General features: G+C 59.7%; 25 protein-coding genes. 9 read left to right on the top strand and 16 right to left on the bottom strand.

What is annotated here, in order from left to right; all coding sequences use genetic code 11:
• The first annotated feature begins 13 nt into the window (after positions 1-13).
• Together CFBP4996_RS05580 and CFBP4996_RS05575 are read left to right on the top strand one after the other, a co-directional pair.
• The gene (locus CFBP4996_RS05580; RefSeq protein WP_080852094.1) at positions 14-571 is read left to right on the top strand and encodes a fasciclin domain-containing protein; all 558 of its coding nucleotides are present in this window, start codon (positions 14-16) and stop codon (positions 569-571) included.
• 156 nt (positions 572-727) lie between these two features.
• Positions 728-1531 (top strand): endonuclease/exonuclease/phosphatase family protein, encoded by an 804-nt coding sequence (locus tag CFBP4996_RS05575; protein ID WP_080852095.1) that lies wholly within the window; start codon positions 728-730, stop codon positions 1529-1531.
• 39 nt (positions 1532-1570) lie between these two features.
• Here CFBP4996_RS05575 and CFBP4996_RS05570 read toward each other — a convergent pair whose 3' ends face one another.
• The 6 genes from CFBP4996_RS05570 to cysG form a co-directional block, all read right to left on the bottom strand.
• Entirely contained in the window at positions 1571-2086 is a 516-nt protein-coding gene (locus CFBP4996_RS05570; RefSeq protein ID WP_080852100.1) for a hypothetical protein, read from the bottom strand.
• A gap of 159 nt (positions 2087-2245) precedes the next feature.
• Positions 2246-3058 (bottom strand): ferredoxin--NADP reductase, encoded by an 813-nt coding sequence (locus tag CFBP4996_RS05565; RefSeq protein ID WP_035264028.1) that lies wholly within the window; start codon positions 3056-3058, stop codon positions 2246-2248.
• A gap of 146 nt (positions 3059-3204) precedes the next feature.
• Positions 3205-3711, bottom strand: coding sequence for a DUF934 domain-containing protein (locus CFBP4996_RS05560; RefSeq protein WP_059752880.1), 507 nt, complete (start codon positions 3709-3711; stop codon positions 3205-3207).
• A gap of 10 nt (positions 3712-3721) precedes the next feature.
• Complete coding sequence (locus CFBP4996_RS05555; RefSeq protein WP_080852102.1) at positions 3722-5392, bottom strand: nitrite/sulfite reductase; 1671 nt, start codon at positions 5390-5392, stop codon at positions 3722-3724.
• An 8-nt stretch (positions 5393-5400) separates the two neighbouring features.
• Entirely contained in the window at positions 5401-5715 is a 315-nt protein-coding gene (locus tag CFBP4996_RS05550; RefSeq protein ID WP_003521341.1) for a DUF2849 domain-containing protein, read from the bottom strand.
• Complete coding sequence (gene cysG / locus CFBP4996_RS05545) at positions 5708-7171, bottom strand: siroheme synthase CysG (protein WP_080852103.1); 1464 nt, start codon at positions 7169-7171, stop codon at positions 5708-5710. The genes CFBP4996_RS05550 and cysG overlap by 8 nt, the downstream gene beginning before the upstream one ends.
• Before the next feature lie 218 nt (positions 7172-7389).
• On the opposite strand from cysG, the gene CFBP4996_RS05540 reads away from it, so the two are divergent.
• Positions 7390-8022: a deaminase gene (locus CFBP4996_RS05540; protein ID WP_424243864.1), complete on the top strand. Its 633-nt coding sequence runs from the start codon at positions 7390-7392 to the stop codon at positions 8020-8022.
• Between the two features lie 77 nt (positions 8023-8099).
• On the top strand, positions 8100-8945 hold the full coding sequence (gene mazG, locus CFBP4996_RS05535; RefSeq protein WP_080852107.1) for a nucleoside triphosphate pyrophosphohydrolase: 846 nt from the start codon (positions 8100-8102) through the stop codon (positions 8943-8945).
• Between the two features lie 229 nt (positions 8946-9174).
• On the opposite strand, the gene hflX is transcribed toward mazG, so the two are convergent.
• The 8 genes from hflX to dusB form a co-directional block, all read right to left on the bottom strand.
• The gene (gene hflX, locus CFBP4996_RS05530) at positions 9175-10611 is read right to left on the bottom strand and encodes a GTPase HflX (RefSeq protein WP_170988564.1); all 1437 of its coding nucleotides are present in this window, start codon (positions 10609-10611) and stop codon (positions 9175-9177) included.
• Between the two features lie 92 nt (positions 10612-10703).
• On the bottom strand, positions 10704-10946 hold the full coding sequence (hfq, locus tag CFBP4996_RS05525; RefSeq protein ID WP_003496145.1) for an RNA chaperone Hfq: 243 nt from the start codon (positions 10944-10946) through the stop codon (positions 10704-10706).
• A 184-nt stretch (positions 10947-11130) separates the two neighbouring features.
• Positions 11131-12507 (bottom strand): Trk system potassium transporter TrkA, encoded by a 1377-nt coding sequence (gene trkA, locus CFBP4996_RS05520; RefSeq protein ID WP_080852108.1) that lies wholly within the window; start codon positions 12505-12507, stop codon positions 11131-11133.
• A 48-nt stretch (positions 12508-12555) separates the two neighbouring features.
• A complete protein-coding gene (gene ntrX / locus CFBP4996_RS05515) occupies positions 12556-13920 on the bottom strand; it encodes a nitrogen assimilation response regulator NtrX (RefSeq protein ID WP_003521348.1) in 1365 nt (454 codons plus the stop codon).
• Complete coding sequence (locus tag CFBP4996_RS05510) at positions 13910-16171, bottom strand: sensor histidine kinase NtrY-like (protein ID WP_059752857.1); 2262 nt, start codon at positions 16169-16171, stop codon at positions 13910-13912. Before CFBP4996_RS05510 ends, ntrX begins: the two co-directional genes overlap by 11 nt.
• A gap of 150 nt (positions 16172-16321) precedes the next feature.
• Complete coding sequence (ntrC, locus tag CFBP4996_RS05505) at positions 16322-17773, bottom strand: nitrogen regulation protein NR(I) (RefSeq protein ID WP_003521350.1); 1452 nt, start codon at positions 17771-17773, stop codon at positions 16322-16324.
• Positions 17770-18918, bottom strand: coding sequence for a two-component system sensor histidine kinase NtrB (locus CFBP4996_RS05500; protein WP_035264009.1), 1149 nt, complete (start codon positions 18916-18918; stop codon positions 17770-17772). The genes ntrC and CFBP4996_RS05500 overlap by 4 nt, the downstream gene beginning before the upstream one ends.
• On the bottom strand, positions 18915-19931 hold the full coding sequence (gene dusB / locus CFBP4996_RS05495) for a tRNA dihydrouridine synthase DusB (RefSeq protein ID WP_080852109.1): 1017 nt from the start codon (positions 19929-19931) through the stop codon (positions 18915-18917). Before dusB ends, CFBP4996_RS05500 begins: the two co-directional genes overlap by 4 nt.
• A 276-nt stretch (positions 19932-20207) precedes the next feature.
• Here dusB and CFBP4996_RS05490 point away from each other — a divergent pair, with 276 nt between their 5' ends.
• The gene (locus CFBP4996_RS05490; protein WP_080852110.1) at positions 20208-21395 is read left to right on the top strand and encodes a bifunctional 2-C-methyl-D-erythritol 4-phosphate cytidylyltransferase/2-C-methyl-D-erythritol 2,4-cyclodiphosphate synthase; all 1188 of its coding nucleotides are present in this window, start codon (positions 20208-20210) and stop codon (positions 21393-21395) included.
• The gene (locus CFBP4996_RS05485) at positions 21392-21901 is read left to right on the top strand and encodes a CinA family protein (protein WP_080852116.1); all 510 of its coding nucleotides are present in this window, start codon (positions 21392-21394) and stop codon (positions 21899-21901) included. The genes CFBP4996_RS05490 and CFBP4996_RS05485 overlap by 4 nt, the downstream gene beginning before the upstream one ends.
• On the opposite strand, the gene CFBP4996_RS05480 is transcribed toward CFBP4996_RS05485, so the two are convergent.
• Both CFBP4996_RS05480 and CFBP4996_RS05475 read right to left on the bottom strand, forming a co-directional pair.
• On the bottom strand, positions 21883-22338 hold the full coding sequence (locus CFBP4996_RS05480) for a type II toxin-antitoxin system RatA family toxin (RefSeq protein WP_080852117.1): 456 nt from the start codon (positions 22336-22338) through the stop codon (positions 21883-21885). The genes CFBP4996_RS05485 and CFBP4996_RS05480 overlap by 19 nt on opposite strands.
• A 9-nt stretch (positions 22339-22347) precedes the next feature.
• Positions 22348-22917, bottom strand: coding sequence for a P-loop NTPase family protein (locus CFBP4996_RS05475; RefSeq protein WP_080852118.1), 570 nt, complete (start codon positions 22915-22917; stop codon positions 22348-22350).
• Positions 22918-23156: 239 nt separating this feature from the next.
• Here CFBP4996_RS05475 and CFBP4996_RS05470 point away from each other — a divergent pair, with 239 nt between their 5' ends.
• From CFBP4996_RS05470 to CFBP4996_RS05460, 3 genes are all read left to right on the top strand, one after another.
• Entirely contained in the window at positions 23157-23333 is a 177-nt protein-coding gene (locus tag CFBP4996_RS05470) for a hypothetical protein (protein WP_003496171.1), read from the top strand.
• Positions 23334-23460: 127 nt separating this feature from the next.
• Positions 23461-24195 carry a helix-turn-helix transcriptional regulator gene (locus CFBP4996_RS05465; protein WP_080852119.1) on the top strand — a complete coding sequence of 245 codons (735 nt, stop codon included), beginning with the start codon at positions 23461-23463 and terminating at the stop codon, positions 24193-24195.
• A 93-nt stretch (positions 24196-24288) separates the two neighbouring features.
• The gene (locus CFBP4996_RS05460; protein WP_080852120.1) at positions 24289-25218 is read left to right on the top strand and encodes a DMT family transporter; all 930 of its coding nucleotides are present in this window, start codon (positions 24289-24291) and stop codon (positions 25216-25218) included.
• Positions 25219-25386: the final 168 nt, after the last annotated feature.

The raw sequence follows: 25386 nt of genomic DNA, 5'->3' as shown, positions 1-25386 counted from the left end.
AGGAGGAATAACGATGTACAAAGTTTCCGTTCGCGCCCTGACGCTGGCCGCAGCTCTTTCCATCGGCATGGTTTCCGCTTATGCCGCAAACCCCAAGGTTGGCGGCGCCGCGATGTTCGAGGACAAGAACATTGTTGAAAATGCGATGAATTCCAAGGACCACACGACGCTCGTCGCAGCGGTGAAGGCCGCCGGGCTGGTGGAAACGCTTCAGGGCAAAGGCCCGTTCACGGTGTTTGCGCCAACCAACGAAGCTTTCGCGGCCCTTCCGAAGGGTGCCGTCGAAGATCTCCTGAAACCCGAAAACAAGGAGAAGCTGGTCAAAGTGCTGACCTGCCACGTGGTTGCCGCCAATGCACTGTCAACCGCCATCGAAAAGATGATCGCGGACGACAAGGGCGCGCATGACGTGAAAACGGTCGGCGGCTGCGTGCTCAAGGCCAAGGAACGCATGAACAAGATCACCCTGACCGACGAGAACGGCACGGTTGCTCATGTGACCATCGCTGACGTCAAACAATCCAACGGCGTCATACACGTCATAGACAAGGTGCTGCTGCCGAAAATGTAATGTGGCGCTGCACGACGCGAAACGGCTGGCGTTGCGCCGGCCGTTTCGATGACATGGCAGTATGACGACAACCGAGGTCCAAAAAACGGCACACGATTGATCGTCGTCCATTCCATGCTAAACCGGATCATGCAATTCCGTGGCCATGGAGCATGAATGCGTCTGATCTGCCTGAACGGCTGGGGCGGAAAGCTCCATGGTGAGCTTGTTCCCTACCTATCCTCATCCGACCCCGATATTTTATGTCTGCAGGAAGTGATACATACGCCGGCCGCCGCGCAAGACTGGCTCACCTATCGCGATCACGGCATTCACTTGCCACAAAGGGCGAATTTCCTGCGGGATGTGGCGAACGCTCTGCCCGATCACGTAGCGATGTTCTGTCCCGCGGCGCAGGGCGATCTCTGGCTGAGCGAGACTCGATATCCCTCCCAATGGGGACTGGCGACCTTCGTGCGTAAATCCATAGCCATTATCGCGCAGGCGCAGGGTTTCGTTCATGGCGCCTTCTCCTCGGACGGGTATGGCGATCATCCACGGTCGCGCACCGGCCACGCCATTCGTGTTTTCGATTTCGAGACCCGCCGGCCCGCCGTCATCGCCCATATGCATGGGCTGCGGGATATCCATGGCAAACACGATACGCCCGCACGTCTGACGCAGGCAAAGCGCCTTGTCCAACTTGTGAAAAACATCGCCGAGGATGGCGATAGCATCGTCGTCTGCGGTGATTTTAATGTTCTGCCCGATAGCGAAACCTTCGCCATACTGAAGGAACTGAACCTCGTTGAACTGGTAACGGCACGCGGCTTTACCGACACCCGCACCTCGTATTACGCCAAACAGAACCGCTATGCGGATTACATGCTGGTTAATCCGGCCGTGAAAGTCGATCGCTTCGATGTGGTGAAACAGCCGGAAGTCTCGGACCATTGCCCACTGCTGCTCGAATTTAACTGATAGACCGAGCTGTCTCTTCCGATATCTTCGGTTGCTCGATCAGCGCACCAGCCTTATATCGCTCGTTACCACCGTCTTGCCTGTCTTCCCATCCTTGTCGGTGGTGCGTAGCCGCAGACCATTATCGCCGATCTTCTCTATGGTCATGGCGGCGATGCGGTCACCATTGACATCTCGGTGCCAACGGACAGTGAGATTGATCGCATTTCCCCGGCGATTGCCGGCGAGCGCCGAAGGACGGCCGGAAGGTCCCGTGTAGGTGCCGCTGTAACGCGCGCCGCTGGCAGCCAGATCGGCAGCGATGGCGCGCTTTACCACGAGCAATCCCCGGCAGGTGCCGGACATTCGCAGCGCCGTTTGCCGGGCGTTGGAATTCAGCGTGCAATTTACGCTGATTGCCGGCGTGCCTATACGGGTAATCACCGTACCCTTCCCGGTCCATGTGCCCTGAAGCGACGACAGGAATGTACTTTCATCGGCGGCGGCGGACTGCACGGCAAAAAAACCTGCCGTAACGGCAATGATCGTGGCGCGGATTGTTCGTGTTCTTGTCATGGAGCGGCTTCATGGGTTCGGTTTCGTTCGAACGCTAACGCGCCATCGCGTTCGGATGTTCCAGCCCCATGATACTGCGGGGGTCACCCAATCGGCTTTAAAAACAAAAAGGAGGCCTTGCGGCCTCCTGTCCTGTTCGGTTGCATCGGAAATTCCGCGTCAGCCGACGAAAGCGCGCTCGATGACGAATTCGGCGGGCTTGTTGTTGGCGCCTTCGTTCAGGCCGGCCTTTTCCAGAAGCTCCTTGGTGTCCTTCAGCATGGCCGACGAGCCGCAGATCATGCCGCGATCGATTTCGGGGTCGAGCGCCGGAACGCCGAGATCCGCAAACAGCTTGCCGTTCTCGATCAGCGTGGTGATACGGCCCTTGAAGGGGTAATCTTCGCGGGTGACGGTCGCATAATGCTTCAGCTTGTCGCCGACGATCTCGTTCAGGAATTCGTGGTTGCGGATTTCCTCGACCAGATCGAAGCCGTATTTCAACTCGGCCACGTCGCGGCAGGTATGGGTGAGGATGACTTCCTCGAACTTCTCATAGGTTTCCGGATCACGGATCAGGCTCGCAAAAGGCGCGATGCCGGTGCCGGTGGAGAACATGTAAAGCCGTCTGCCGGGCGTCAGCGCATCCAGAACCAGCGTGCCTGTCGGCTTCTTGCGCATCAGCACGGTATCGCCGGGCTTGATCGCCTGAAGATGCGATGTCAGCGGACCGTTCGGAACCTTGATCGAGAAGAATTCCAGTTCCTCGTCCCAGGCGGGGCTGGCGATGGAATAGGCGCGGTAGATCGGCTTGTCGCCGACCATCAGGCCGATCATGGCGAATTCGCCGGAACGGAAACGGAAGCCGGCCGGGCGCGTCATGCGGAAACGGAACAGGTGGTCGGTATAGTGTTCCACCGATAAAACCGTCTCGGCGTAAACACCGTCAGGTATCTTGATCGCGAAATCTTCCGTCTTGGCTGGCGCGTTCATTTCAGGTTCCGTCCATTCTTATTCGATGCGACATTCTCCGACCGGGCAATTATACCATTTTTGCTCCGGTTTGAAGGCATGAGAATGTCAATACTGCCATGTGCGTAGGAAATATGTATCAAAAACTCATATTTCCACGCAACGTGTCATAGAGACGCACGACGACGCCAGCTATAGGCCTCGCCGCCGCTCGCAGGCTTGGCTGTCGGCTGGTAATAAACCGGGATTTCCGGCAGGCGATTTTCGGACAGTCGGCGGATGGCCGTGCCGTTCGTTACCGCAAAGCTGGTGAAGCCGGTGCGAAGCATCAGCGGCACCTGATCGATCAGAACGTCGCCAACCGCCCTCACCTCGCCCGCAAAACCGAGACGGCTGCGCAGCAGCGAAGCGTGGCTGAACCCGCGACCGTCATTGAAGGCCGGGAAGCTTACAGCGACAAGGTCGATACGGTCGAGATAGGGTCCGAGCCGCGTCACATCGTCGGCGGGCGTGATCAGAACGCCGAGGCCGATATCGTTGCTTTCGGCGGCACGAACCAGAAAATCGGCAAGCGGCAGTACGGGCTTCTGCTCCGCCGTCGCTTTCACTTCTTCCGTTTCGATTACCCAGGGATCGTTTTCCACGAAGCCGTCGCGGTTCCAGATTTTCGTCATGACATTCTCCTCAGGCGGCTTCTGCAGCGGAACCGTAGAGCGCATCCTTGAATGGCTGCGGTCCAACGCGGCGATAGGCTTCGAGGAAAATTTCTTCCTTCGAAAGGCGAAGCCCGAGATAGGTGTCGACGATGGTTTCGATGGCGTCGGTGACTTTTTCCGGCTCGAAGCCACGGCCGATGATTTCACCGATCGAGGTGTTCTCATCGCCCGATCCGCCAAGCGTGATCTGGTAGAGTTCCGCGCCCTTCTTTTCCACACCCAGCAGGCCGATATGACCGACATGGTGGTGGCCGCAGGCATTGATGCAGCCGGAAATCTTGATCTTCAGCTCACCGATTTCCGCCTGACGCTCCGGCGAACCGAAGCGGGTGGAAATTTCCTGCGCCACCGGAATGGAGCGCGCATTGGCGAGCGCGCAATAGTCCAGCCCGGGACAGGCAATGATATCGGTGATCAGCCCAGCATTGGCGGTCGCAAGGCCAGCGCCTACCAGCGCGCGATAAACCGGCTCGAGATCGGCCAGCGCCACATGCGGCAGGATGATGTTCTGCTCATGGCTGATGCGGATTTCGTCGAAGGCATATTCCGCGGCGATATCGGCGACGAGTTCCATCTGCTCATCGGTCGCATCGCCCGGAATGCCGCCAATCGGCTTCAGCGAAATCGTCACCATGCCGTAGTCGGGATGCTTGTGCGGCGCGACGTTCTGCTCGACAAAACGGGCAAAGCCTTCGTCGGCCCGCTTCCAGCGCGCCAGGCTTTCCCAGCCTTCCGGCCGGTCCTTCAGTGCCGGCGGCGCGAAATAAGCGGTGATTGCCGTAATATCGGTATCCGGAAGCTTCAACTCGGTGTTCTTGAGTTCAGCGAATTCGACCTCGACCTGGCGGGCCAGTTCTTCCGCACCGGTCTCATGCACGAGGATCTTGATGCGCGCCTTGTATTTGTTGTCGCGACGGCCGTGCAGGTTATAAACGCGCATGATCGCCGTGGTGTAGGACAAAAGGTCCTCTTCCGGCAGGAAGTCGCGGATTTTCTTGGCAATCATCGGCGTGCGGCCCTGCCCGCCGCCGACATAGACGGCGAACCCGATCTCACCCTTGTCGTTCTTTTTCAGATGCAGGCCGATATCGTGCACCTGAATGGCGGCACGGTCGCGCTCGGCGCCGGTGACAGCGATCTTGAACTTGCGCGGCAAGAAGGAGAATTCCGGGTGTACGGAAGACCACTGGCGCAGGATTTCCGCATAGGGACGCGGATCGGCGACCTCATCGGCGGCCGCGCCGGCGAAATGATCGGCGGTGACGTTGCGAATGCAGTTGCCGGACGTCTGAAGCGCGTGCATTTCCACGCTCGCCAGTTCGGACAAGATATCCGGCGTATCGGAAAGGCGCGGCCAGTTGTACTGGATGTTCTGGCGGGTGGTGAAGTGGCCGTAACCCCGGTCATATTTGCGGGCGATATGGGCCAGCATCCGCATCTGCTTCGAATTCAGCGTGCCGTAAGGAATGGCGACGCGCAGCATATAGGCATGCAGCTGAAGATAGACGCCGTTCATCAGGCGCAGCGGCTTGAACGCATCCTCAGCCAGCTCACCGGACAAGCGGCGCTCAACCTGATCGCGAAACTGTGCCACGCGGCCTTCAACAAATGCGTGATCGAACTCGTCGTAACGGTACATATTCTTCCTCAGACTGCGATGAATGCTGCATCGGCCGGCTTGAAGCCGGTGGCATAGTGCACGGTGGGGCCAGCGGCGCGAATGCGTTCGCGAAGACGCGTCGGCCAAAGCTTGCCGTTCTCCTCTATGACATCGATGACGGCCACATCGACGACCTTGTTGGCGGAGAAATCCCGCTTGCCGATTTCCTCGAACGAGGCGACGGCCTCCGCATGGCGGGCAACGATTGCGCCCTGCAGGTTCTCCGTCCACTCCCCGTTGGCATCGAGCCAGACGGCGATGCCATCGCTCAGGCGGTTGGCGGTCAAAACCTTGTCAGCCATTTACATACTCCCGTTTGAAATCCGCCGGCCGCACTGACGATGCAAGCGCCTCGGACCTGTCAAAATTGGCGCCCGCCACCGCATCGCCGATGATGACCATGACCGGTCCGGTCAGTTCATCGCGATGTTCGAGCTCGGGCAGATCGTTCAGTGTGCCATGCAGCAGGCGGCGATCCGCGCGGCTGGCGTTTTCGATGACGGCGACGGTGGTTTCCACACCCAATCCCGCGTCGATCAGCCGCTTCGCGACCGAAGCGGCAACACTGCGGCCCATATAGACGGCGATGGTGGCGCCGGAAACGGCAAGCCGTGCCCAATCGGGCAGGACATCGCCAGCCAGATCGTGGCCGGTGGTGAAAATCAGCGATGAAGCGACGCCGCGCAGCGTCAGCGGCAATTCGAAATCCGCAGCCGCGGCGAAAGCCGACGTGATGCCGGGCACGATCTCATAGGCAATACCGGCCTCGCGCAGCGCGGCCATTTCTTCACCCGCCCGGCCATAGACCAGCGGATCGCCGGATTTGAGGCGCACGACGCGCTTGCCATCTTTGCCGAGGCGCACCAGCAGGCGGTTGATCTCATCCTGCGACTTGCTGTGGCAGCCCTTGCGCTTGCCGACGGAGAGGCGCTCCGCATCGCGGCGGCCCATATCGACAATCGCCTGCGGCACAAGCGCGTCGTAAACGATCACATCGGCTTCCATCAGCACGCGCTGCGCGCGCAGCGTCAGCAGATCTTCAGCGCCCGGTCCTGCGCCGACGAGCCAGATACGGCCTTCGCTGCGTTCGGGCGATTGCAGCAGGCGGTCGACGGCCTGACGGGCGGAGAGCGTGTCGCCAACGGCGACGGCATCCGCCACCGCACCTGAAAAGAACCGTCGCCAGAAATTGCGCCGCAAGGCGCCCTTCGGCACGTTCTCCTCGGCCGCATCACGATACTGCACGGCAAGGCGCGCAAGCTTGCCAAGCGACGGCGACAGCATCTGGTCGATGCGGGCGCGGATCATCTGGGCAAGAACCGGCCCTGCCCCTTCCGTGCCGATAGCCACGGCGACGGGCGCGCGGGCGACGAGCGCCGGGGTGAAGAAATCGCAGAATTCCGGCTGATCCACCGCATTGGCGGGGATTTTCGCGGCGCGCGCGACGGTGACGATCTCACGGTCCAACGCCTCATCGCCGGTAGCGGCGAAGACCAGCGTGGCGCCTTCGATCAATTCGCCGGCGAAAGCCAAAGCCCGATGATCAATGCCGTTTTCGCTGATATAACGGGCAAAATCGGCTTCCGGCTGATCGGCATAGGCAACGATATGCGCGTTGGTGTTGGCGAGAAGCCTTACCTTCGCGAAGGCTTCATCGCCATTTCCGAAAACAGCGACCTGCCGCCCCTCGACCCGGAAGAAAGCGGGGAAGGTTGAAAGGCGGTCGCCAGCAGCGGAAAAATCATGTTCGTTGTGCATTGGACATATATCCCGCATTGCGGTGCAAGATTGAAGAAACAGAAATTCAAGCCTTTCCGGCACCTGGATTTTTATTTCTCGAAGACCCCGGTTTTGGAGGAAAACAAACCGGCGATGCTTTTCCACACCTGCGCAAGCCCTGAGAATCCCCTCGCAATCCCTTGACAAAGCGGGTCCTCGCGCCGAACAAGGAGCGACCATCGACTGTCGATTTCCCCATGCGAAGACCGCTTTTTCTTAAAGCGGCACGAAGGACCAGACCCTTGACCAGCTCCACCCTCGCCGCCCGCCTTCTCGATGTCATCGAACACGATATTCTGCCCTTGACGGCACGTGGCGTCAGCCTTGGCAACAAGGTTTTCGGTGCGGCGATCCTGCGCAAATCGGACCTGTCGCTGGTAATCGCCGAGACGAATAACGAGCTGGAAAATCCGCTCTGGCATGGTGAAGTGCACACGCTGAAGCGGTTTTACGAGCTGGGCGAAAAGCCGAACACGAAGGAGCTGATTTTTCTCTCCACCCACGAACCCTGCACCATGTGCATGTCCGCCATCACCTGGGCCGGCTTCGATAATTTCTACTCCTTCTTCAGCCACGAGGATTCCCGCGACGCTTTCGCGATCCCTCACGACCTGAAAATCCTCAAGGAAGTTTTCGGACTGGAACCGGGCGGCTATCGCCGCAACAATGCCTTCTGGAATTCGTATTTCATTGCCGATCTGGTGGAGGGTGAAGACGATCCGCTGAAGACCACGTTGAAGGCACAGACGGCCCGCATCAAGGCCGCCTATGACGATCTTTCCACCAGCTACCAGTCGTCCAAGAGCGGCAACGATATTCCATTGAACTAGAGCATTTCCGCAGGAGGTGCGCGGCGGTTTTCCGTCCGGGCGATGCGCAGAAACAAAAAACGAAGGTTTGAGACACTATGGAAGCCTCGAAGGATATTTCCCGCCTGATCGAGATCATGGAAGCCCTGCGGCAGCCGGAAACCGGTTGTCCATGGGATGTCGTTCAGACCTTCGAGACGATCAAGCCCTATACCATTGAAGAGGCTTATGAAGTCGCCGACGCCATCGAGCGCAAGGATATGGACGATCTTTGCGAGGAGCTGGGCGACCTTCTGCTGCAGGTGGTTTTCCATGCCCGGATTGCCGAAGAGATGGGCGAATTCGCCTTTGGCGACGTGGTGCATGCCGTGACCTCGAAGATGATCCGCCGTCATCCCCATGTCTTTGCCGTATCCGACGCCGACACGCCGGACGGCGTCAAACTGCAATGGGATCGCATCAAGGCGGAAGAAAAACGCGATCGTGCAGAGCGACGCGCGCGACGCGGCATCACCGAGGATTTCAAGGCAGGCTTTCTGGGCGGCGTACAGCGCAGCCAGCCGGCGCTGACCGAGGCCCTGAAGCTGCAGGAACAGGCAGCGCGTGCCGGTTTCGACTGGTCGAACCCCGCTCCCATTCTCGACAAGATCGAGGAGGAAATCGCCGAACTGCGTGAGGCGCTGGCGGAGGGAAGACCGGAGAAGGTCTCGGACGAGCTCGGCGATCTCATTTTTGCGCTCGTCAATATCGGTCGGCATGTCAAAGCCGATCCGGAAGATGCGCTGCGCGGTACGAACACGAAATTCCGCAGACGTTTCAATCACATCGAAACGTCGCTAACTCAAAATGGCGAAACGCTGGAAGAAGCGAGCCTCGAGAGAATGGAAGATCTCTGGCAGGCGGCGAAACGCATCGAACGTTCGCTTGATACGGTTTCATCCTGATCGCAGGGATATGCAGTGAAGCCGGTAAGGCACAGCACTTCCACTATGACTGCCGAATGCATCTGGCAGCAGCGCAGCATCCGCAACCGTCACCCCGGATTTAGTCCTAGCTCCAGCGCGATCAAGTCTTTGATCGCAAAAGACTCTTCTCACGGCGCAGACGCGCCGTGGCTGGATTCCGGCTCAAGGCCGGAATGACGGAGAGAGTTTGGGACAATGCAAGGAGCGCTCAGCGCTCCCAGTCCTCGCGTTCGCGGACAGTCACTTTACCAAGCTTCCGTTCCAGTTCGGCCGCTTGCGCTTCGGACAGGCGCACATCGAGTGCGACCGATCCGTCCTCATGATCTTCACGACCGTCGACAATGGAATTGTTGTAAATCCAGGAGATAAGCGGCAATTGCTCGACAGACAGAAGCACCGTCGTTTCCGTCAAAACACCGGAAAGACGCTTTGAAATCTCGTCCATCAGGGCATCAACGCCCTCACCCGTGATGGCCGAAACGGCGCGGATATCCGAACGGCCCTCGGCACGCTGCATGATCGCGTCGTGCGCTTCCGGCTCGAGACGGTCGACCTTGTTCCAGACCTCGATGATGCGCTTTTCCGCTTCCTTCTCGTCAATGCCGAGGTCACCGAGAATACGCAGCACATCCGCAGACTGGGCGGCATTGTCCGGATCGGACATATCGCGCACATGCAGAACGAGATCGGCTTCCAGCACCTCTTCCAGAGTGGCGCGGAAAGCGGCGACCAGATGCGTCGGAAGGTCGGAAATGAAACCGACCGTATCGGACAGGATGACGGTGCGGCCATGCGGCAACTTCATGCGGCGCAAGGTCGGGTCCAGCGTGGCGAACAGCATATCCTCCGCCAGAACGCCGGCGCCGGTGATGCGGTTAAACAGCGTGGATTTGCCGGCATTGGTGTAACCGACCAGTGCGACGATCGGATGCGGCACCTTTCGGCGCTTGGCGCGGTGAAGCTGGCGCGTGCGCACCACCTGCTCCAGCTCGCGCTCCAGCTTGACGATGCGTTCCTGCAAAAGCCGACGGTCGGCTTCGATCTGGGTTTCACCCGGACCGCCCATGAAGCCCGCACCGCCGCGCTGGCGTTCAAGGTGAGTCCAGCTTCGGACGAGGCGGCCCTTCTGGTAGTTCAGATGCGCAAGATCGACCTGCAGCGTGCCTTCCTTGGTGGAGGCGCGGCGACCGAAGATTTCAAGGATCAGGCCCGTGCGGTCGATGACCTTGCAATTCCACTGTTTTTCGAGATTGCGCTGCTGCACCGGGGTCAATGGATGATCGACGATCACCAGGCCGGAATCGGTCTCGTCGAGAAGATGACCGATTTCTTCGATCTTGCCGGTTCCGAACAGTGTGGCCGGGCGCGGCTGGTTCACCGAAACGATGAGACCCTGCGTCACTTCCAGATCGATGGCGAGCGCCAGTCCCTTTGCTTCCTCAAGCTTGGCTTCGACCGAACGGCCGGGGGCAGCCGGGCCGGCAGCTGCATCGCGGGTTTCGCGCTGCTTGAGGACCGGCACGAGGACAACCGCACGCATGTCGTCGCGGCGCTTTTCCTGCTCCGGAATAATCGATTCGTTCGAGGTGTCGCGCGTTGAAATGGGTTCAGCCTTGTCCAGAAAGAGGATTACGGCCGACCGCATCCGCGCGGGCGGCCATGGGAATTAACCTGACGGAACGGGAAATGTTCCCGGTCCGGGTCAGTCTATGTCGAATATCCGTCGAGGGAGCCCGATCAGGCAGCGCCTTCTTCGCTTTCGAACATCTGCATCGGCTGGCCGGGCATGATGGTGGAGATCGCATGCTTGTAGACAAGCTGCGAATGACCGTCACGGCGCAGAAGCACGCAGAAATTGTCGAAGGAAGTGACAACGCCCGTCAGCTTGACGCCGTTGATCAGGAAAATCGTGAGCGAAATCTTTTGCTTACGAACGGTATTGAGGAAGAGATCCTGAAGGTTTTGAGAACGTTCCGCCATGGCGCCGCTTCTTTCTTTTTTGCCGGCAGGGATACCGGAAAATAATCAATCAATAATAAGCCGGCCGAGTCTTGTCCCCCGCTTGGCCGACCTCAAACTCTGGTATCAAATCGTGTTCCGTTCCGCAACGGTCAAAACAGCCGAATGAGTACGAGTATTGACCCACATTTTCAATTCGGGACAGTCAAAAATATTGTATCGAAACACGGAAAAGTTGTTCCACGTCGCGCACCGCATCGGCGGATGCAAACAGCACGACCCGGTCCTTCGCCTTGATTTTCGTGCTGCCATCCGGGCGGATCACCACGCCGTCGCGATAGATCGCCCCAATGCGCACACCCTCCGGCATATCGATGTCGCGGAAGGACTGGCCGACCAGCGGCGACGTCTCCAGCGCTTCCGCCTCGATCACCTCCGCCGAGCCGCGCTGGACGGCATAGACTGAGCGGATGCGGCCCTTGCGCACGTGCTGAAGCACGCGGGAGATCGTCACGGCGCGCGGGTTGATATAGGCATCGAGCCCCAGAGAGCGGGCGACGTCGTGGAACGACGTACTGTTCAAAAGCGCCAGATTCGATTTGCAGCCGAGCTGCTTGGCAATCACCGCGGCCAGAATATTGGTCTGATCGTTATTGGTGAGCGTCACCATCAGATCGGCATCCTGAATATCGGCCTGCATCAGGATTTTCTGGTCGAGCGCCGAGCCGTGCATGACGATGGTATTGCTGAGCTGTTCTGATGCGGCAACCGCCCTGTCGCGGTCCGCCTCGATGATCTTCACCCGCGTTTTCGGCTGCATTTCCTCGATCTTGCGGGCGACGAAGTGGCCGATATTGCCGGCGCCGGCAATCACGATGCGCTGCGCTTCCTGCTCCTCATGGCCGAAAAGGCTTAAGGTGCGGCGGGCGTGCTGGCGTTGGCAGATGACATAGGCAAGATCGCCCACCCGCAGCTGCTCCGAAGAATGCGCCACCTTGAGGATACCATCCCGATACACGCCCACCACCGTGGCGATGAGGTCTGGAAAGAGGCTGGAGAGCTGCTGCAACGGTGTGTTGATGACCGGGCAATCCTCCATGCATTCGATTGCCAGCATGTAGATCGTGTCGTCGGCGAAACGCACCACATCCGTTGCGCCCGGAAAGGCGATGCGCCGGAGCACCATCTTGCCGACTTCGACTTCAGGCGAAATCGTCACGTCGATGGACATGTTCTCGCGGCTGAAGAGATCGGCATATTCCGGCTTCAGATAGCTCTGGTCGCGGATGCGGGCGATCTTGGTCGGCACGCTGAACAGGGCATGCGCCACCTCGCAGGCGACGATATTGATCTCATCATGCAAGGTCACGGCGATGATCATGTCGGCCTGGTCGGCGCCGGCCTTGGCCAGCATGTCGGGATGCGCGCCATGGCCGACATAACCGCGCACATCCAGCGTCTCGGTAATGGCGGTGATGAGCGGCGCGGCGGTATCGATCACCGATACTTCATTATCTTCCCGCGACAATTGTTCGGCGATGCCGTAACCCACCTGCCCTGCGCCGCAAATGATGACTTTCATGCTGTCTCTCTGACGGAATAATCGGTTACGGCGAAGCGCCTTCTTTCCTTATACGCCGAGAGATTTCAGTTTGCGATGCAGTGCAGACCGTTCCATGCCGACAAATTCCGCCGTTCGCGAAATATTGCCGCCGAAGCGGTTGATCTGCGCCATCAGATAGTCGCGCTCGAACATTTCACGGGCTTCGCGCAACGGCAGGGTCATGATGTGCTGATCGCCCTGCGCCGAAATCTTCGGCAGCATGTCGCCAATATCCGACGGCAGCATGTCGGCCGAGATCGGCGCTTCACCGCCCTCGGGACGGGCGAGAATCATCAGCCGCTCGATATTGTTGCGCAGCTGGCGGATATTGCCCGGCCAGTCATGTGTCTGGAGAACGGCCATGGCGTCGTCGCCGATCTTGCGCGGACGGATGCCGGCCTGCTCGGAAATCTGGCGCATGAACATATCGACGAGGAAAGGAATATCCTCGCGCCGTTCGGAGAGCGCCGGCACCTTCACCGGCACAACGGCGAGGCGATGATAGAGATCTTCACGAAACTGGCCTTCGGCGATCAGGCTTTCGAGGTGATGGGCGGTCGAGGAAATGATGCGCACATCCACCTTCACCCGTTTGCCGCCGCCGACGCGCTCGAACTGCTGATCGACCAGCACGCGCAGGATCTTGTTCTGCGTTTCGCGCGGCATTTCGCCGACTTCATCGAGATAGAGAACGCCGCGATGGGCTTCTTCCAGAGCGCCCACCTTGCGCGGTTGTCCGGGAAGGCCCTCCGTTCCGAAAAGCGCGATTTCCATGCGGTCCGGCGTGATCGTCGCGGCATTGAGCGCCACGAAGGGTCCACTCGCACGCGAGGACTTCTTGTGCACCATGCGCGCCACAAGTTCCTTGCCGGAACCGGAGGGGCCGAGGATCATGATGCGGCTGTTGGTGGGCGCAACCCGGTCGATGGTTTGGCGAAGCTGCGACACCGCAAGCGACGCGCCGACGAGTTCAACTGCATCACCGGTGCGCTTTTTGAGTTCCTGAACCTCGCGCTTCAGCTTGGAGTTTTCCAGCGCCCGCTCGGCGATCAGAATGAGGCGGTCGGCCTTGAACGGCTTCTCGATAAAGTCGAAAGCGCCGCGCTTGATGGCGTTGACGGCGGTTTCGATATTGCCGTGACCGGAAATCATGACCACCGGGATTTCGGGGTGGCGGCTCTTGATCTCATCCAGCAGCGCCAGACCGTCGAGCTTAGAGCCTTGCATCCAGATATCGAGAAAGATCAGACGCGGCACGCGCTCCGAAATGGCGGCCAGCGCGCTGTCGCTGTCGAACGCCATGCGGGTCTCGTGGCCCTCGTCGGAAAGAATGCCCGCTACGATTTCGCGAATGTCCGCCTCGTCATCCACGACCAGAATATCAGACGCCATATGCTGCTTCCTTGTTATTTTCGCCGCCGACCGCCTCGATATAGGGCAGCAGCACTCTGATCATGGCGCCGTGGCCGTGATCGAACTCCGGCGGGGCATCGTGGAGTTCCAGATACCCGCCATGCTCTTCGATGATTTTCTTGACGATGGCGAGGCCGAGGCCCGTGCCCTTGTCCCGCATCGTCATATAAGGTTCGAGAATGCGGTGACGGTTCTCGACGGGAAGGCCGCGGCCATTGTCGATGATGTCAGCCACGAAACGCGAATTGGCTTCGTCGAAAGCGGCGCGCACCAGAATTTTACCCGGCCGCTTTTCGCCTTCTACCGCCTCGATGGCTTCCGTCGCATTCTTGATGAGATTGCCGAAGGCCTGACCCAGCATGCGGGCATCGAACATGCCCTCCAGCGGGATATCGCCCAGTTCGGTTGAGAATTTCGTATCGGCGGCGCTGATCTCGCGCAGGAACGCCGCATCCTTCAGGATCGCCCGCAGATCCGACTTTTCCTTCGTCGGCTTCGGCATGCGCGCAAAAGCGGAGAATTCGTCCACCATCCGGCCGATATCGCCGACCTGCCGGACGATGGTGTCCGTACACTGGTCGAAGACGGCGCGGTCGCTCTCGTCGATCTGCTTGCCGAAACGGCGCTTGATGCGCTCGGCGGAAAGCTGGATCGGCGTCAACGGGTTCTTGATCTCATGCGCGATACGGCGCGCCACATCCGACCATGCGGTCGAACGCTGGGCGATGACGAGATCGGTGATGTCGTCGAGGGTGATGACGTAGCTGTCACGGCTGTCGCGGGCGTCCTCACGGGTCACCTGCACATTCAGCGTCCGTTCCTTGCCGCGCCGCATGATGTTGATCTGCTTGCGGAAGTTGCCGCGTGACCAGGTATTAGCCTCGTTGACGACCTGTTCGATTTCGGGTGCGATCTCCGACAGTTGCGCGCCGATAAGCTGCTCGGATGTCTGCGCCAGGAATTCTTCGCCCGACGGATTGACGATGGTGATCCTGCGGTTCTCATCGACACCGATGACGGCGGCGGTGACGCCTGACAGCACGGCCTCGATGAAGCGGCGGCGGTCGTCGATATCGTCCTTGGCCTCGATGATCTGTTCCTGCTGGCTACGCAGTTCCGAGACCATCTTGTTGAAGGTGCGCGACAGTCGCCCGACGTCGCCATCGACCGCGCGGACGGGAACCAGCACATGCATGTTGCCGGTGGCGACACTGTCTGCCGCACTGATGAGGAGACGGATCGGCCGCACGATACGGTCGGCCACCGCAATCGCCGTCCAGATGGCGGCGAGAAGCACGATCAGCGCGAAACCGAGATAAAGAATTGCAAAGGCGATCTGCAGCGGCGCGCGGCCCGCCTCCATCGCCTTGTATTCAGCGCGGTTCTCTTCCATCAGCCGCATCGCGCTCATCACCTTGGGATCGACGGCGCGCACCGTGTAAAGGAAAGTGCCGCTGATACCTTCGAGCTTGATAATGGCGCCGACGAGGTTGGTGATACCGGGCGGTATCAGCGTCGGCTGGCCCGCGGCCGCCTTTTCAAGCGCGTCATGCGGTATGGCGGGAAGCGGTTTTTCGGTCTTGATGTCGGCCTGAGCAACGGCGTCGCCGTCCTCCTGCACCAGAAACGCGCCGAGAAGGCCGCGCCCCTTGGCCTGACGGGTCATCAGGTCGACGAAGCCGGTACGATCCAGATAAAAAAGCGCACGGTTGCGGTCGAGGTCGGTTGCCATCGACAGGGTCTGACCCTGAAGATAACCGGCATTCTCCATCATATAGGCTTGGGCGATATTGCTCGATGAATCGACGATCGACTGCGTGCGCAGCGAAAACCAGCGGTCGAGGCCTACATTCAGTGTCAGACTGGCGAAGATGGCGACGAGCACCGCGGGCGTAATCGCCACGATGGAGAAAAGCACGACGATGCGCACATGCAGACGCGCAGCCGCCCTGCCCTTTTTACGCGCTTTCAGCAGCCGGTTGATTTCGCGCCCGATGAGGAAGATCAGGCCGATCACGAAGATCGAATTGATGACGACGGAGGCAATGACGACGTTCGATGTCGGCGCGATTGGCGTGACGCCCAGAAGCACGAACAGGGTGAGGATGGCGCAAACGAGAGCAACGCCGGCGAGCACCAGCCCCGGCAAAGCGAAAGACATCCTGCGATCGGCAACCACCATGCCCGCTGCTTCATCGGCAACGGCGTTTTCGGCGGCGGGTTTCCGCATGCACTACTCCCAATCGCTGGCCAGCCAGCACCACATTTCTGAAGTCAGGCGAGACGCGCATCAGACCGGCGAATCTCTCTCCTTCCTAGTGTTTTTCAAGCAACACAATGTGGCGAAAGTGCAACGACAAATGCGACCTTGTCAACATTCTCAGGTTGGGCGGGAGCTGCGATAAACGGAAACGCCAAGCTCACGGATTTTCTTGCGCAGCGTATTGCGGTTCAGGCCGAGAAGATCGGCGGCCTTGATCTGGTTGCCGCGCGTCGCCGTCAGAGCCGCGAGAATCAGCGGATATTCGAGTTCGCGCAGAACGCGGTCGTAAAGGCCGGGCGGCGGCAGGCCATCGCCGAAACTGGCGAAATAATCCCGCATATTTTCCTCGACCGCCTGCGAAATCGTGAGCGAACCGGTGCGAACCGCCATCTTGTCGAGCGGGCTGTCGGGAACATCCGATTGCAGCTCCTGCTCGATGATCTCGCGGGTGATGACTTCCTGCGGGTAAAGCGCCATCAGGCGGCGGATCAGGTTTTCCAGCTCGCGCACGTTGCCCGGCCAGGCATAGGCCTTCATGACCTCCAGCGCCTCGCTCTCGAAACGCTTGCCTTCCAGACCTTCCTTTTCGCCCTGCTGGATGAAATGGCGCACCAGATCGGGAATATCCTCAGCGCGGTCACGCAGCGGCGGCAGCCGCAGCGGCACGACGTTCAGGCGGTAATAAAGGTCTTCGCGGAAAAGACCCTGATTGATCGACTGTTTCAGGTCCTTGTTGGTGGCAGCGACGATGCGGACATCCGTGCGGATCGGCGTGCGGCCGCCCACCGTGGTATATTCGCCCTGCTGCAATACGCGCAGCAGGCGCGTCTGGGCATCCATCGGCATGTCACCGATTTCGTCGAGGAACAGCGTGCCGCCCTCAGCCTGTTCGAAACGGCCGGTGGAGCGGTTCTGCGCGCCGGTGAAGGCGCCCTTCTCATGGCCGAAGAGTTCGGATTCGATCAGGTCGCGCGGGATAGCTGCCATGTTGATGGCGACGAAGGGACCGTTGCGGCGCTTGCCGTAATCATGCAGCGCACGCGCCACCAGTTCCTTACCCGTACCGGATTCGCCTGTAATCATCAGCGTCAGGTCTGTCTGCATCAGGCGGGCGAGAACGCGGTAGATTTCCTGCATCGCGGCAGAGCGGCCGACGAGCGGCATACCGTCCTGCATGTCGTCATCGAGCTTCGCCGGCTTGCGCTTCGGCTCAGACAAAGCGCGGCCGATGATGGCGATCAACTCCGTCAGGTCGAAGGGCTTCGGCAGATAGTCATAAGCGCCTTTTTCCGAGGCCTTGATGGCCGTCATGAAGGTGTTCTGCGCACTCATGACCAGAACCGGCAGGTCCGGGCGGGCCTTTTTGATGCGCGGCAGCAGGTCAAACGCGTTTTCATCCGGCATCACGACATCGGTTACGACAAGATCGCCCTCACCCGCCGAAACCCAGCGCCAGAGCGTGGCGGCATTGGAGGTGATGCGCACGTCGTAACCGGCGCGGCTCAGCGCCTGGTTCAGCACCGTGCGGATTGCGGCATCATCATCGGCGACGAGGATCGTAGCTGTCATTGGTCATTTCCTGTCGTGTTCGGCAAAGAGCGGTCGTCGAGCGCCACTTCCGGCGAGACGGGCATCAATACGCGGAAAGTCGTGCGGTGGTTCTGGCTGTCGCATTCGACAATGCCGCCATGGGCGCCGATCAGCTTGGCGACAAGCGCCAGCCCAAGGCCCGAACCATTCGTCTTGGTGGTGATGAAAGGATCGAAAAGATGCGGCAAAAGATCGGCCGGAACGCCCGGGCCATTGTCATGCACGCAGAATTCGAGCGGCAGCGAGATGCGCTCGCGGCTGCCGGCAACCGAAAGCCGCATGCCGGGGCGATAGGCGGTGGTGAGGATGATCTCGCCATCCGGCTGGTTGCCCACGGCTTCCGCCGCATTCTTCACCAGATTGAGAAAGACCTGCACCAGCTGGTCGCGATTGGCATAAACAGGTGGCAGCGACGGGTCGTAGTTTTCCGAAATCTTGATGTTGCGGGCAAAGCCGGCCTTGGCGATAGCCTTCACATGATCGAGCACGGAATGGATGTTGACCGGCACGCGATCCACCGGCCGCTCGTCGGAAAACACCTCCATGCGATCGACCAGCGAGACGATGCGGTCGGTCTCGTCGCAGATCAGCCGCGTCAGCGCCCTGTCTTCATCGGCAACCGACGTCTCCAGCAGCTGGGCAGCGCCACGAATGCCCGAAAGCGGGTTCTTGATTTCATGCGCGAGCATGGAGGCAAGGCCGGTAACGGAGCGCGCTGCCGCCCGGTGGGTCAATTGCCGGTCGATCTTGTCGGCCATCGACCTTTCCTGGAAAACGACGACCACCGATCCCGGTTCGCTGACAACGGGCGCAACGTAAAGATCGACCAGCTTGTCCTGGCCAAGACGCGGCGAACTCAGATCGACGCGATATTCGTTGACCGGCGCGCGGCGCTCCCGCACCTGATCGATCAACGCCAGAAGCGGGCTGCCGAAGGGAATGAAGGTGGAAACGCGGTAGCGCGCGAGATGGGAGGCGCTCGCCCCGAAAAAGGCTTCGGCTTCCCAGTTGGCAAAGGCGATGAAACCTTCGGCATCCACCAGAATGACGGGGTTCTGCACCGCGTTCAGAACCGCCATGGCAAGCGGGTTTGCATCTGCCGGGCTGTGTTTGTCAGCGCTCATGCGGCCTTCCTTGCGGCGTCTTCGCCCGCATTTTCGCTAAGGGCGGAGCGCAGCAGATCCGCCACTTCCGCCGTGTCACGCGATGTCATGATTTCAGCCTTGTCAGTCGTGGCGATCTCCGGCGCGAAACGGTCGAGATACCAGCCAAGATGTTTGCGGGCATGCCGGAGACCGGCTTCCCTTCCGTAGAATTCCAGCATCATCTCGTAATGTTCGATGGCGATGGCGGGAATATCGTCGCGGTGCGGCGCTGAATGTCCGGCAAGCACCGCCGGCAGCCAGGGCTGCCCCTGCGCGCCGCGACCGACCATGACGGCATCCGCACCCGAACGGCGCAGGATTTCGCGTGCATCATCGGCCGTTTCCACATCGCCATTGGCGATCAGAGGCACCGAAATCACCTCGCGCACGGCGTGGATGGCGTCCCAATCCGCATGCCCCTCGTAAAACTGCATACGGGTGCGGCCGTGAATGGTGATGAGCTGGACGCCTGCGGCTTCGGCACGGCGGGCGATCTCCGGCGCATTAATGGTGTTCTCATCCCAGCCGAGCCGCATCTTCAGCGTCACAGGTACGTCGACTGCATTGACCGTCGCCTCGATGAGCGAGAGTGCATGATCGGGATCGCGCATCAAAGCCGAACCGGAATAACCGCCCGTGACCTTCTTGGCAGGACAACCCATATTGATATCGATGATTCCAGCGCCGTTATCGGCCGCGATCTTCGCCGCCTCGGCCATGAAATGCGCCTCGCGTCCAGCAAGCTGCACCATATGCGGAACCATGCCGGCATTTTTCAGCCGCGCCCAGGATTCCCCGCGATTGGCGACGAGCTCACGGCTTGCCACCATTTCCGTGACAACAAGGCCCGCGCCATAACGCCAGGCGAGCTGCCGGAACGGCAGATCCGTCACGCCCGACATGGGCGCCAGCACGGCACGATTACGGATCGTGACTGAGCCGATGCTGAACGGTTCTGACAACTCCGGAAGATGCAATTGATGATCTTTCATGCAGAAGGGTTATTTGCATTATTTTTAGACAGTGTTTGTGCAGTTGCCAAGCACTTTTAGAGGGTTGCACCTTTTATTTGCTGGGCGACTGCCTGCCTGTTTTGCTGTCGGCAGCAATTTGTGCAGGTTCGAACACACAATGGCGGCTGATCCTGCGGCATGCAGGGGCGAATGCGCGTCTTATCGGGCTGGCCATCCGGGTTTTGAAACGCTAGAGCAGGACTGTCAACCGCTAAGGGTTGCGCACAAAGCATAAGACCAATGCAGGAAAGTACTATGAAACTCGGCATCGTTATCGTCGCCGCCGGACGCGGAGAAAGAGCGGGCTCTCCCGAGGAAGGGCCGAAACAATATCGCCCTATCGGAGGCAGGGCCGTGATCGAGCATACATTGTCGACCTTCCTTGCCTGGGATCATGCCTCCCCCATCGTGATCGTCAGTCATGCAGACGATGCGGCACTGCTGTCGCCGATCATCCAGCGGCTTGATGCCGGAGAGCGGATCGTCACCGTCACGGGCGGCGCAACACGCCAGCAATCGGTGCTTGCCGGGCTGGAAGCGCTCGCCTCGGAAGAGCTAACGCATGTGATGATCCATGATGCCGTGCGGCCTTTCGTTCCAGTGGACATGCTGGAACGCATTGTCGCCCTGCACCGGGCCGGCGCCAGTGGCGTTCTGCCTGCCCTCTCCGTCACTGACACCCTGAAGCGCGGCTCGGATGGTCGCGTCTTGGAAACGGTTTCCCGGCAGGGGCTTTATGCCGCGCAGACACCGCAGAGTTTCGGCTACGGCGATATTCTCGCCGCGCACCGCGCCGCTGCCGCCTCCGGAAAATCCGATTTTACCGATGATGCTTCGATTGCCGAATGGGCGGGACTGACGGTGACGCTGACCGAAGGTTCGGTCGACAATGTAAAACTCACTCTCAAGCGGGATATCGCCATGGCCGATGAAAAGCTCTCCCACGGATTGCCGGACGTGCGCACCGGCAATGGTTACGACGTGCATCAGCTGGAGGCCGGCGACGGTGTGACGCTCTGCGGCGTCTTCATCGAACACGACCAGAGACTGAAAGGTCATTCGGATGCGGATGTGGCTTTGCATGCACTGACCGATGCGCTGCTCGCCACCTGTGGTGCTGGCGATATCGGAGATCACTTCCCGCCTTCCGATCCGCAATGGAAGGGAGCGGCCTCGCGCATCTTCCTCGAACACGCGGCCAAAGTGGTGCGCGACAATGGCGGCACGATCATGAATGCCGATGTCTCGCTGATTGCGGAAGCGCCGCGCATCGGCCCGCACCGGCAGGCCATGCGCGAAGCGCTCTCGGACATGCTCGGCATCGCGCTGGAGCGCTGCTCGGTAAAGGCGACGACCAATGAGACCATCGGTTTCGTCGGACGCCGGGAAGGCATAGCGGCAATCGCCACCGCTACCGTCGTCTACAGGGGCAGACCTTTATGAGCCTTTTTCCCGCTGACATAGAAGAGTTGGCGCGGCAGATCATTGCCGATTTCACCGCGCATGGTTTCATGGTCTCAACCGCGGAAAGCTGCACGGGCGGCCTGATCGCCGGTGCCCTGACGGAGATTGCCGGCTCCTCCGCTGTCGTCGACCGTGGTTTTGTCACCTATACCAATGAAGCCAAGATGGACATGCTGGGCGTTGGCGCCGAGACGCTGGCGAATTTCGGTGCGGTATCCCGACAGACGGCGTTGCAGATGGCGCATGGCGCCCTCTTCCGTTCACGGGCGGATTTTGCGGTGGCGGTAACTGGCATCGCCGGTCCGGGTGGCGGTTCCCCCGACAAGCCGGTGGGGCTGGTGCATCTGGCCGCCAGGGCGCGCAGCGGTAAAATCCTGCATCGGGAAATGCGTTATGGCGAGATCGGCCGCACCGAAATCCGGCTTGCGACGGTGAGGACCGCGCTTGAGATGCTGATTGCCCTCAATCAGACCGGGTCTGTATAGATTTTATCCGCACGCGTTTCGAAGGCTTCCGCGAACATGCGGAAGGCCCGGTCGAACATCGACCCCATCACCGCGCCGAGCAGACGGTTCTTGAACTCATAATCGATGAAGAAATGAATGGCCGATCCGCCCTCGTCCGAGGCCTCGAAACGCCAGCGATTGTCGAGATATTTGAACGGGCCGTCGATATATTTCACGTCGATGGCGCGCTCGGCCGGATTCAGCAGCACCTGCGTGGTGAAGGTTTCGCGAATGGCCTTGTAGCCCACCGTCATATCCGCCACCAGCAGCACCTTGCCATCGCGCTCCTTGCGCGAGCGGATGGTGAGCGCCTCGCAAAGGGGCAGAAACTGCGGATATTTCTCCACATCGGCGACGAGGTCGTACATGCGGTCGGGCGAGTGTTTGACGTGGCGATGCGTTTCGAACTGTGGCATGAGCGGCAGTTAATCCTCGATACGCAGAAGATCAAGAAGGCGGCGAAACTGTTTTCGGCTTTTCAGCTGGAATACCGGCACATCAGGACCATAAAGCGCGAAATTCTGCTCGAAGATCGGCGTATGGCGCCGCTCGAAATTCCAGATATAGCGCAGGAATTCGATGTCTATTCTCTCGGGGCACCCCTCCGCCATTTCCGGGCGGGCCTTGCCATAACCCTTGATCGCCCGGCTGACGGCGCCCCACAGGCAGAGCCAGCGCGGCATGCGCACCCACAAAACGATGTGGGATCGCGGCAACCGTATATCGAAAGACGACGGATTGCTGCCGTCCATCAGCCAACGCTCCTCGGTAATGATGGTGGCTATCCTCTCTCGCTGCTCCTCGCGCGGGCGCGCCTGCCAGCCGGGCAGCCAGAAAACATCTCGATCCATGGAGATGTAGCGAAGTCCGAAATTGCGCGCGAGCTTCTGCGAAAGCGTCGATTTGCCGCCGCCGGAACAGCCCACGACCATGATTCGCTGCGCCCCGGCGATGATCGCAGCAGCATCTTCCACCCTGTGAAGATAGTTTGGCATTTCAGAAACCTCATCTGACTGCTGGATTTTTTTGCCATTGCCCCGCAGCGATATCTTCGCCGCGCATGACAGTTACGGAAAATTGACTATTGTAACCCCGTCGCAGGGATTGCTATTTATTTGCGACTAATATTACACCCATTGGATGCAACGGCGCTGGAAGCTCCCGATTTCACCCAGCGTATTCATCCTTGGGTTCAGACCCGACATATAACCGCTTTGAGCCACTGAGTGAGCCGATGGACGATTTTTCCAACATCATCAACCTTCTCGAATCCGCCAAGCAACTCGCATCGATGAACGGCATGCCCGTGCTTGCCTATCTGATCGACGTCGCGAAATGCGAGGCGAGAGAGAACAAGCCGGTTCTGCGCAAACGCAAACGCGGCGAATCGACCGCCAAGGAAGACTGTTAATTGCCGGCGCGCAGAGCCGACCGATAAAGCCGACTGGCCCAATCTTCAAGACGATGTCATAATCAAACAATGAACTGGCCGCTTTTTCGAGGCGGCCATTTCTTTGCACAATGGAAACGACAGCGTCATGACAGCCGCATCCGCCGATATCAGAACCTACAGGGAAGAAAGACCGAAGGAACGGCATGGCTTCGTTCAGATCGTTCTTCCGGTCTCCGGGCGTCTTCTGATCGATGTGGCCGGACGGCAGGACGAATTGTCGACCGGACGCGGCGTGTTCATCCATCGCGACGCGCCGCACACCCAGGAAGCGACGGCAAGAAACCGCTCGCTGGTGATCGATATCGATGAAAGCGCCCTTCCCGAGCAAACGCTCGAGAAATTCGTTCGATCGCCGTTTCTCGACATAGCGCAGAATACGCGTCAATTGATCGCCTATATGCGCGGCGTCATCGGAACAGAGGGGCAACGCGACGATATTGCCGGCCTGTGGGCTCCGCTCCTGGTCGACAGCCTTGCCAATGAGAAAGCCGACATCCGCCAACGCCTGCAAAGGCTCGTTGCACTCGTCAGGGCGGAACCGTTCTTCCCCTGGACCATCGAGATGCTCGCCTCCTGCGTGACGATCAGCGACAGCCGCCTGCATGCGCTGTTTCTCGAGGAATTCGGCCTCCCGCCTCACCGCTGGCTGGCCGGGCTGCGCATGGACAAGGTCTGCGCATTGCTCAGCAATTCCACCCTGCCTATTGCCGAGATCGCCTTGCGGGCCGGTTTTTCCGACCAGACTGCACTGACGCGCGCCATGCGCAATGCAGTGGGTGAAACGCCCGCAGCCTACCGTCGGACCTACGGGATTCATTAAAACCGCCAGCACATCCGTCAGGAGTTTTTGTCAAGACAGCCGCAAAGGGCTGTGGCACATCGCAGGCCAATACGAATGCGGATGTGACATGACATGAACAGAACAGGTCTCGGTGTTTTTTACGGCATGCTGGCGGGCGCGCTCTGGGGTGGGATTTTTCTCGCTCCCAAACTCGTGCCGGATTTTTCCGCCCTGCAACTGTCGACGGCGCGTTATCTCACCTATGGGCTGATTTCCCTCATCATCATCGGGCCGCGCCTGAAACGCGTGTCGGCCCATTTTGGCGCGCGGGAGTGGATAGCGCTCGGCTGGTTGAGCATGATCGGCAACATCGCCTATTATGTCTTCATATCAACGGCGGTGAAGCTGAGCGGCGTCGCCTTCACCTCCATCATCATCGGTTTCCTGCCCGTCGCCGTCACCATCATCGGGAGCCGCGATCACGGCGCGGTGTCGCTGAAGCGGCTTTGGCCGTCGCTCGCCTTCGGCGCGATAGGGATTATCGGCATTTCCTGGCAGTCGCTGACGGAAAACGATGCCGGGCTCGATGTCTCTCGCGTCATCGGGCTTGCCTGTGCGCTCGGTGCGCTGGCGTCATGGACGGCCTTTGCGGTTGGCAATGCCCGGTGGCTCTCCCGCCTTCACGATGTCAGCGCCGATGACTGGAACATGATGACCGGTGTGGTGACCGGCGGGCTTGCGCTCGCGCTCGCCATCCCGGCCTTTGGCTTTGGCGGCGAAAGCCATAGTTCAGGCGACTGGCTGCATTTTGTGGCTGTTGCAGCCGGGCTGGGTTTCACCGCCTCTATTCTCGGCAATGCCCTATGGAACCGCATGAGCCGTCTTCTGCCGCTCACCATGGTCGGGCAGATGATCCTGTTCGAAACGCTGTTTGCGTTGCTTTACGGATTTTTATGGGAAGGACGCGGGCCGACGATTATCGAGATCGTGGCGATCTGTTCGGTGGTGCTGAGCGTGATCTTGTGCATGCGGGCGCATAGGCCGGAGAAGGTAGTGGTGTGATTGGGTTGAAGGCCGGCGACAGGCGGCTAAGCCATTTCACAAGCCTCGCTCCCACTCAACGTCATCCTCGGGCCTGTCCCGAGGATCCAATCACGTATCGTCCAATCGATAGGTCGTAGATGCTCGGGACAAGCCCGAGCATGACGTGGAAAGAGCGCACATCGCCCG

The organism is Agrobacterium leguminum (assembly GCF_005144435.2).
GTDB classification, from domain to species: Bacteria; Pseudomonadota; Alphaproteobacteria; order Rhizobiales; family Rhizobiaceae; genus Agrobacterium; species Agrobacterium leguminum.
The sequence above is the reverse complement of the archived record's forward strand: the minus strand, read 5'-3'. Positions and strand labels throughout refer to the sequence as shown.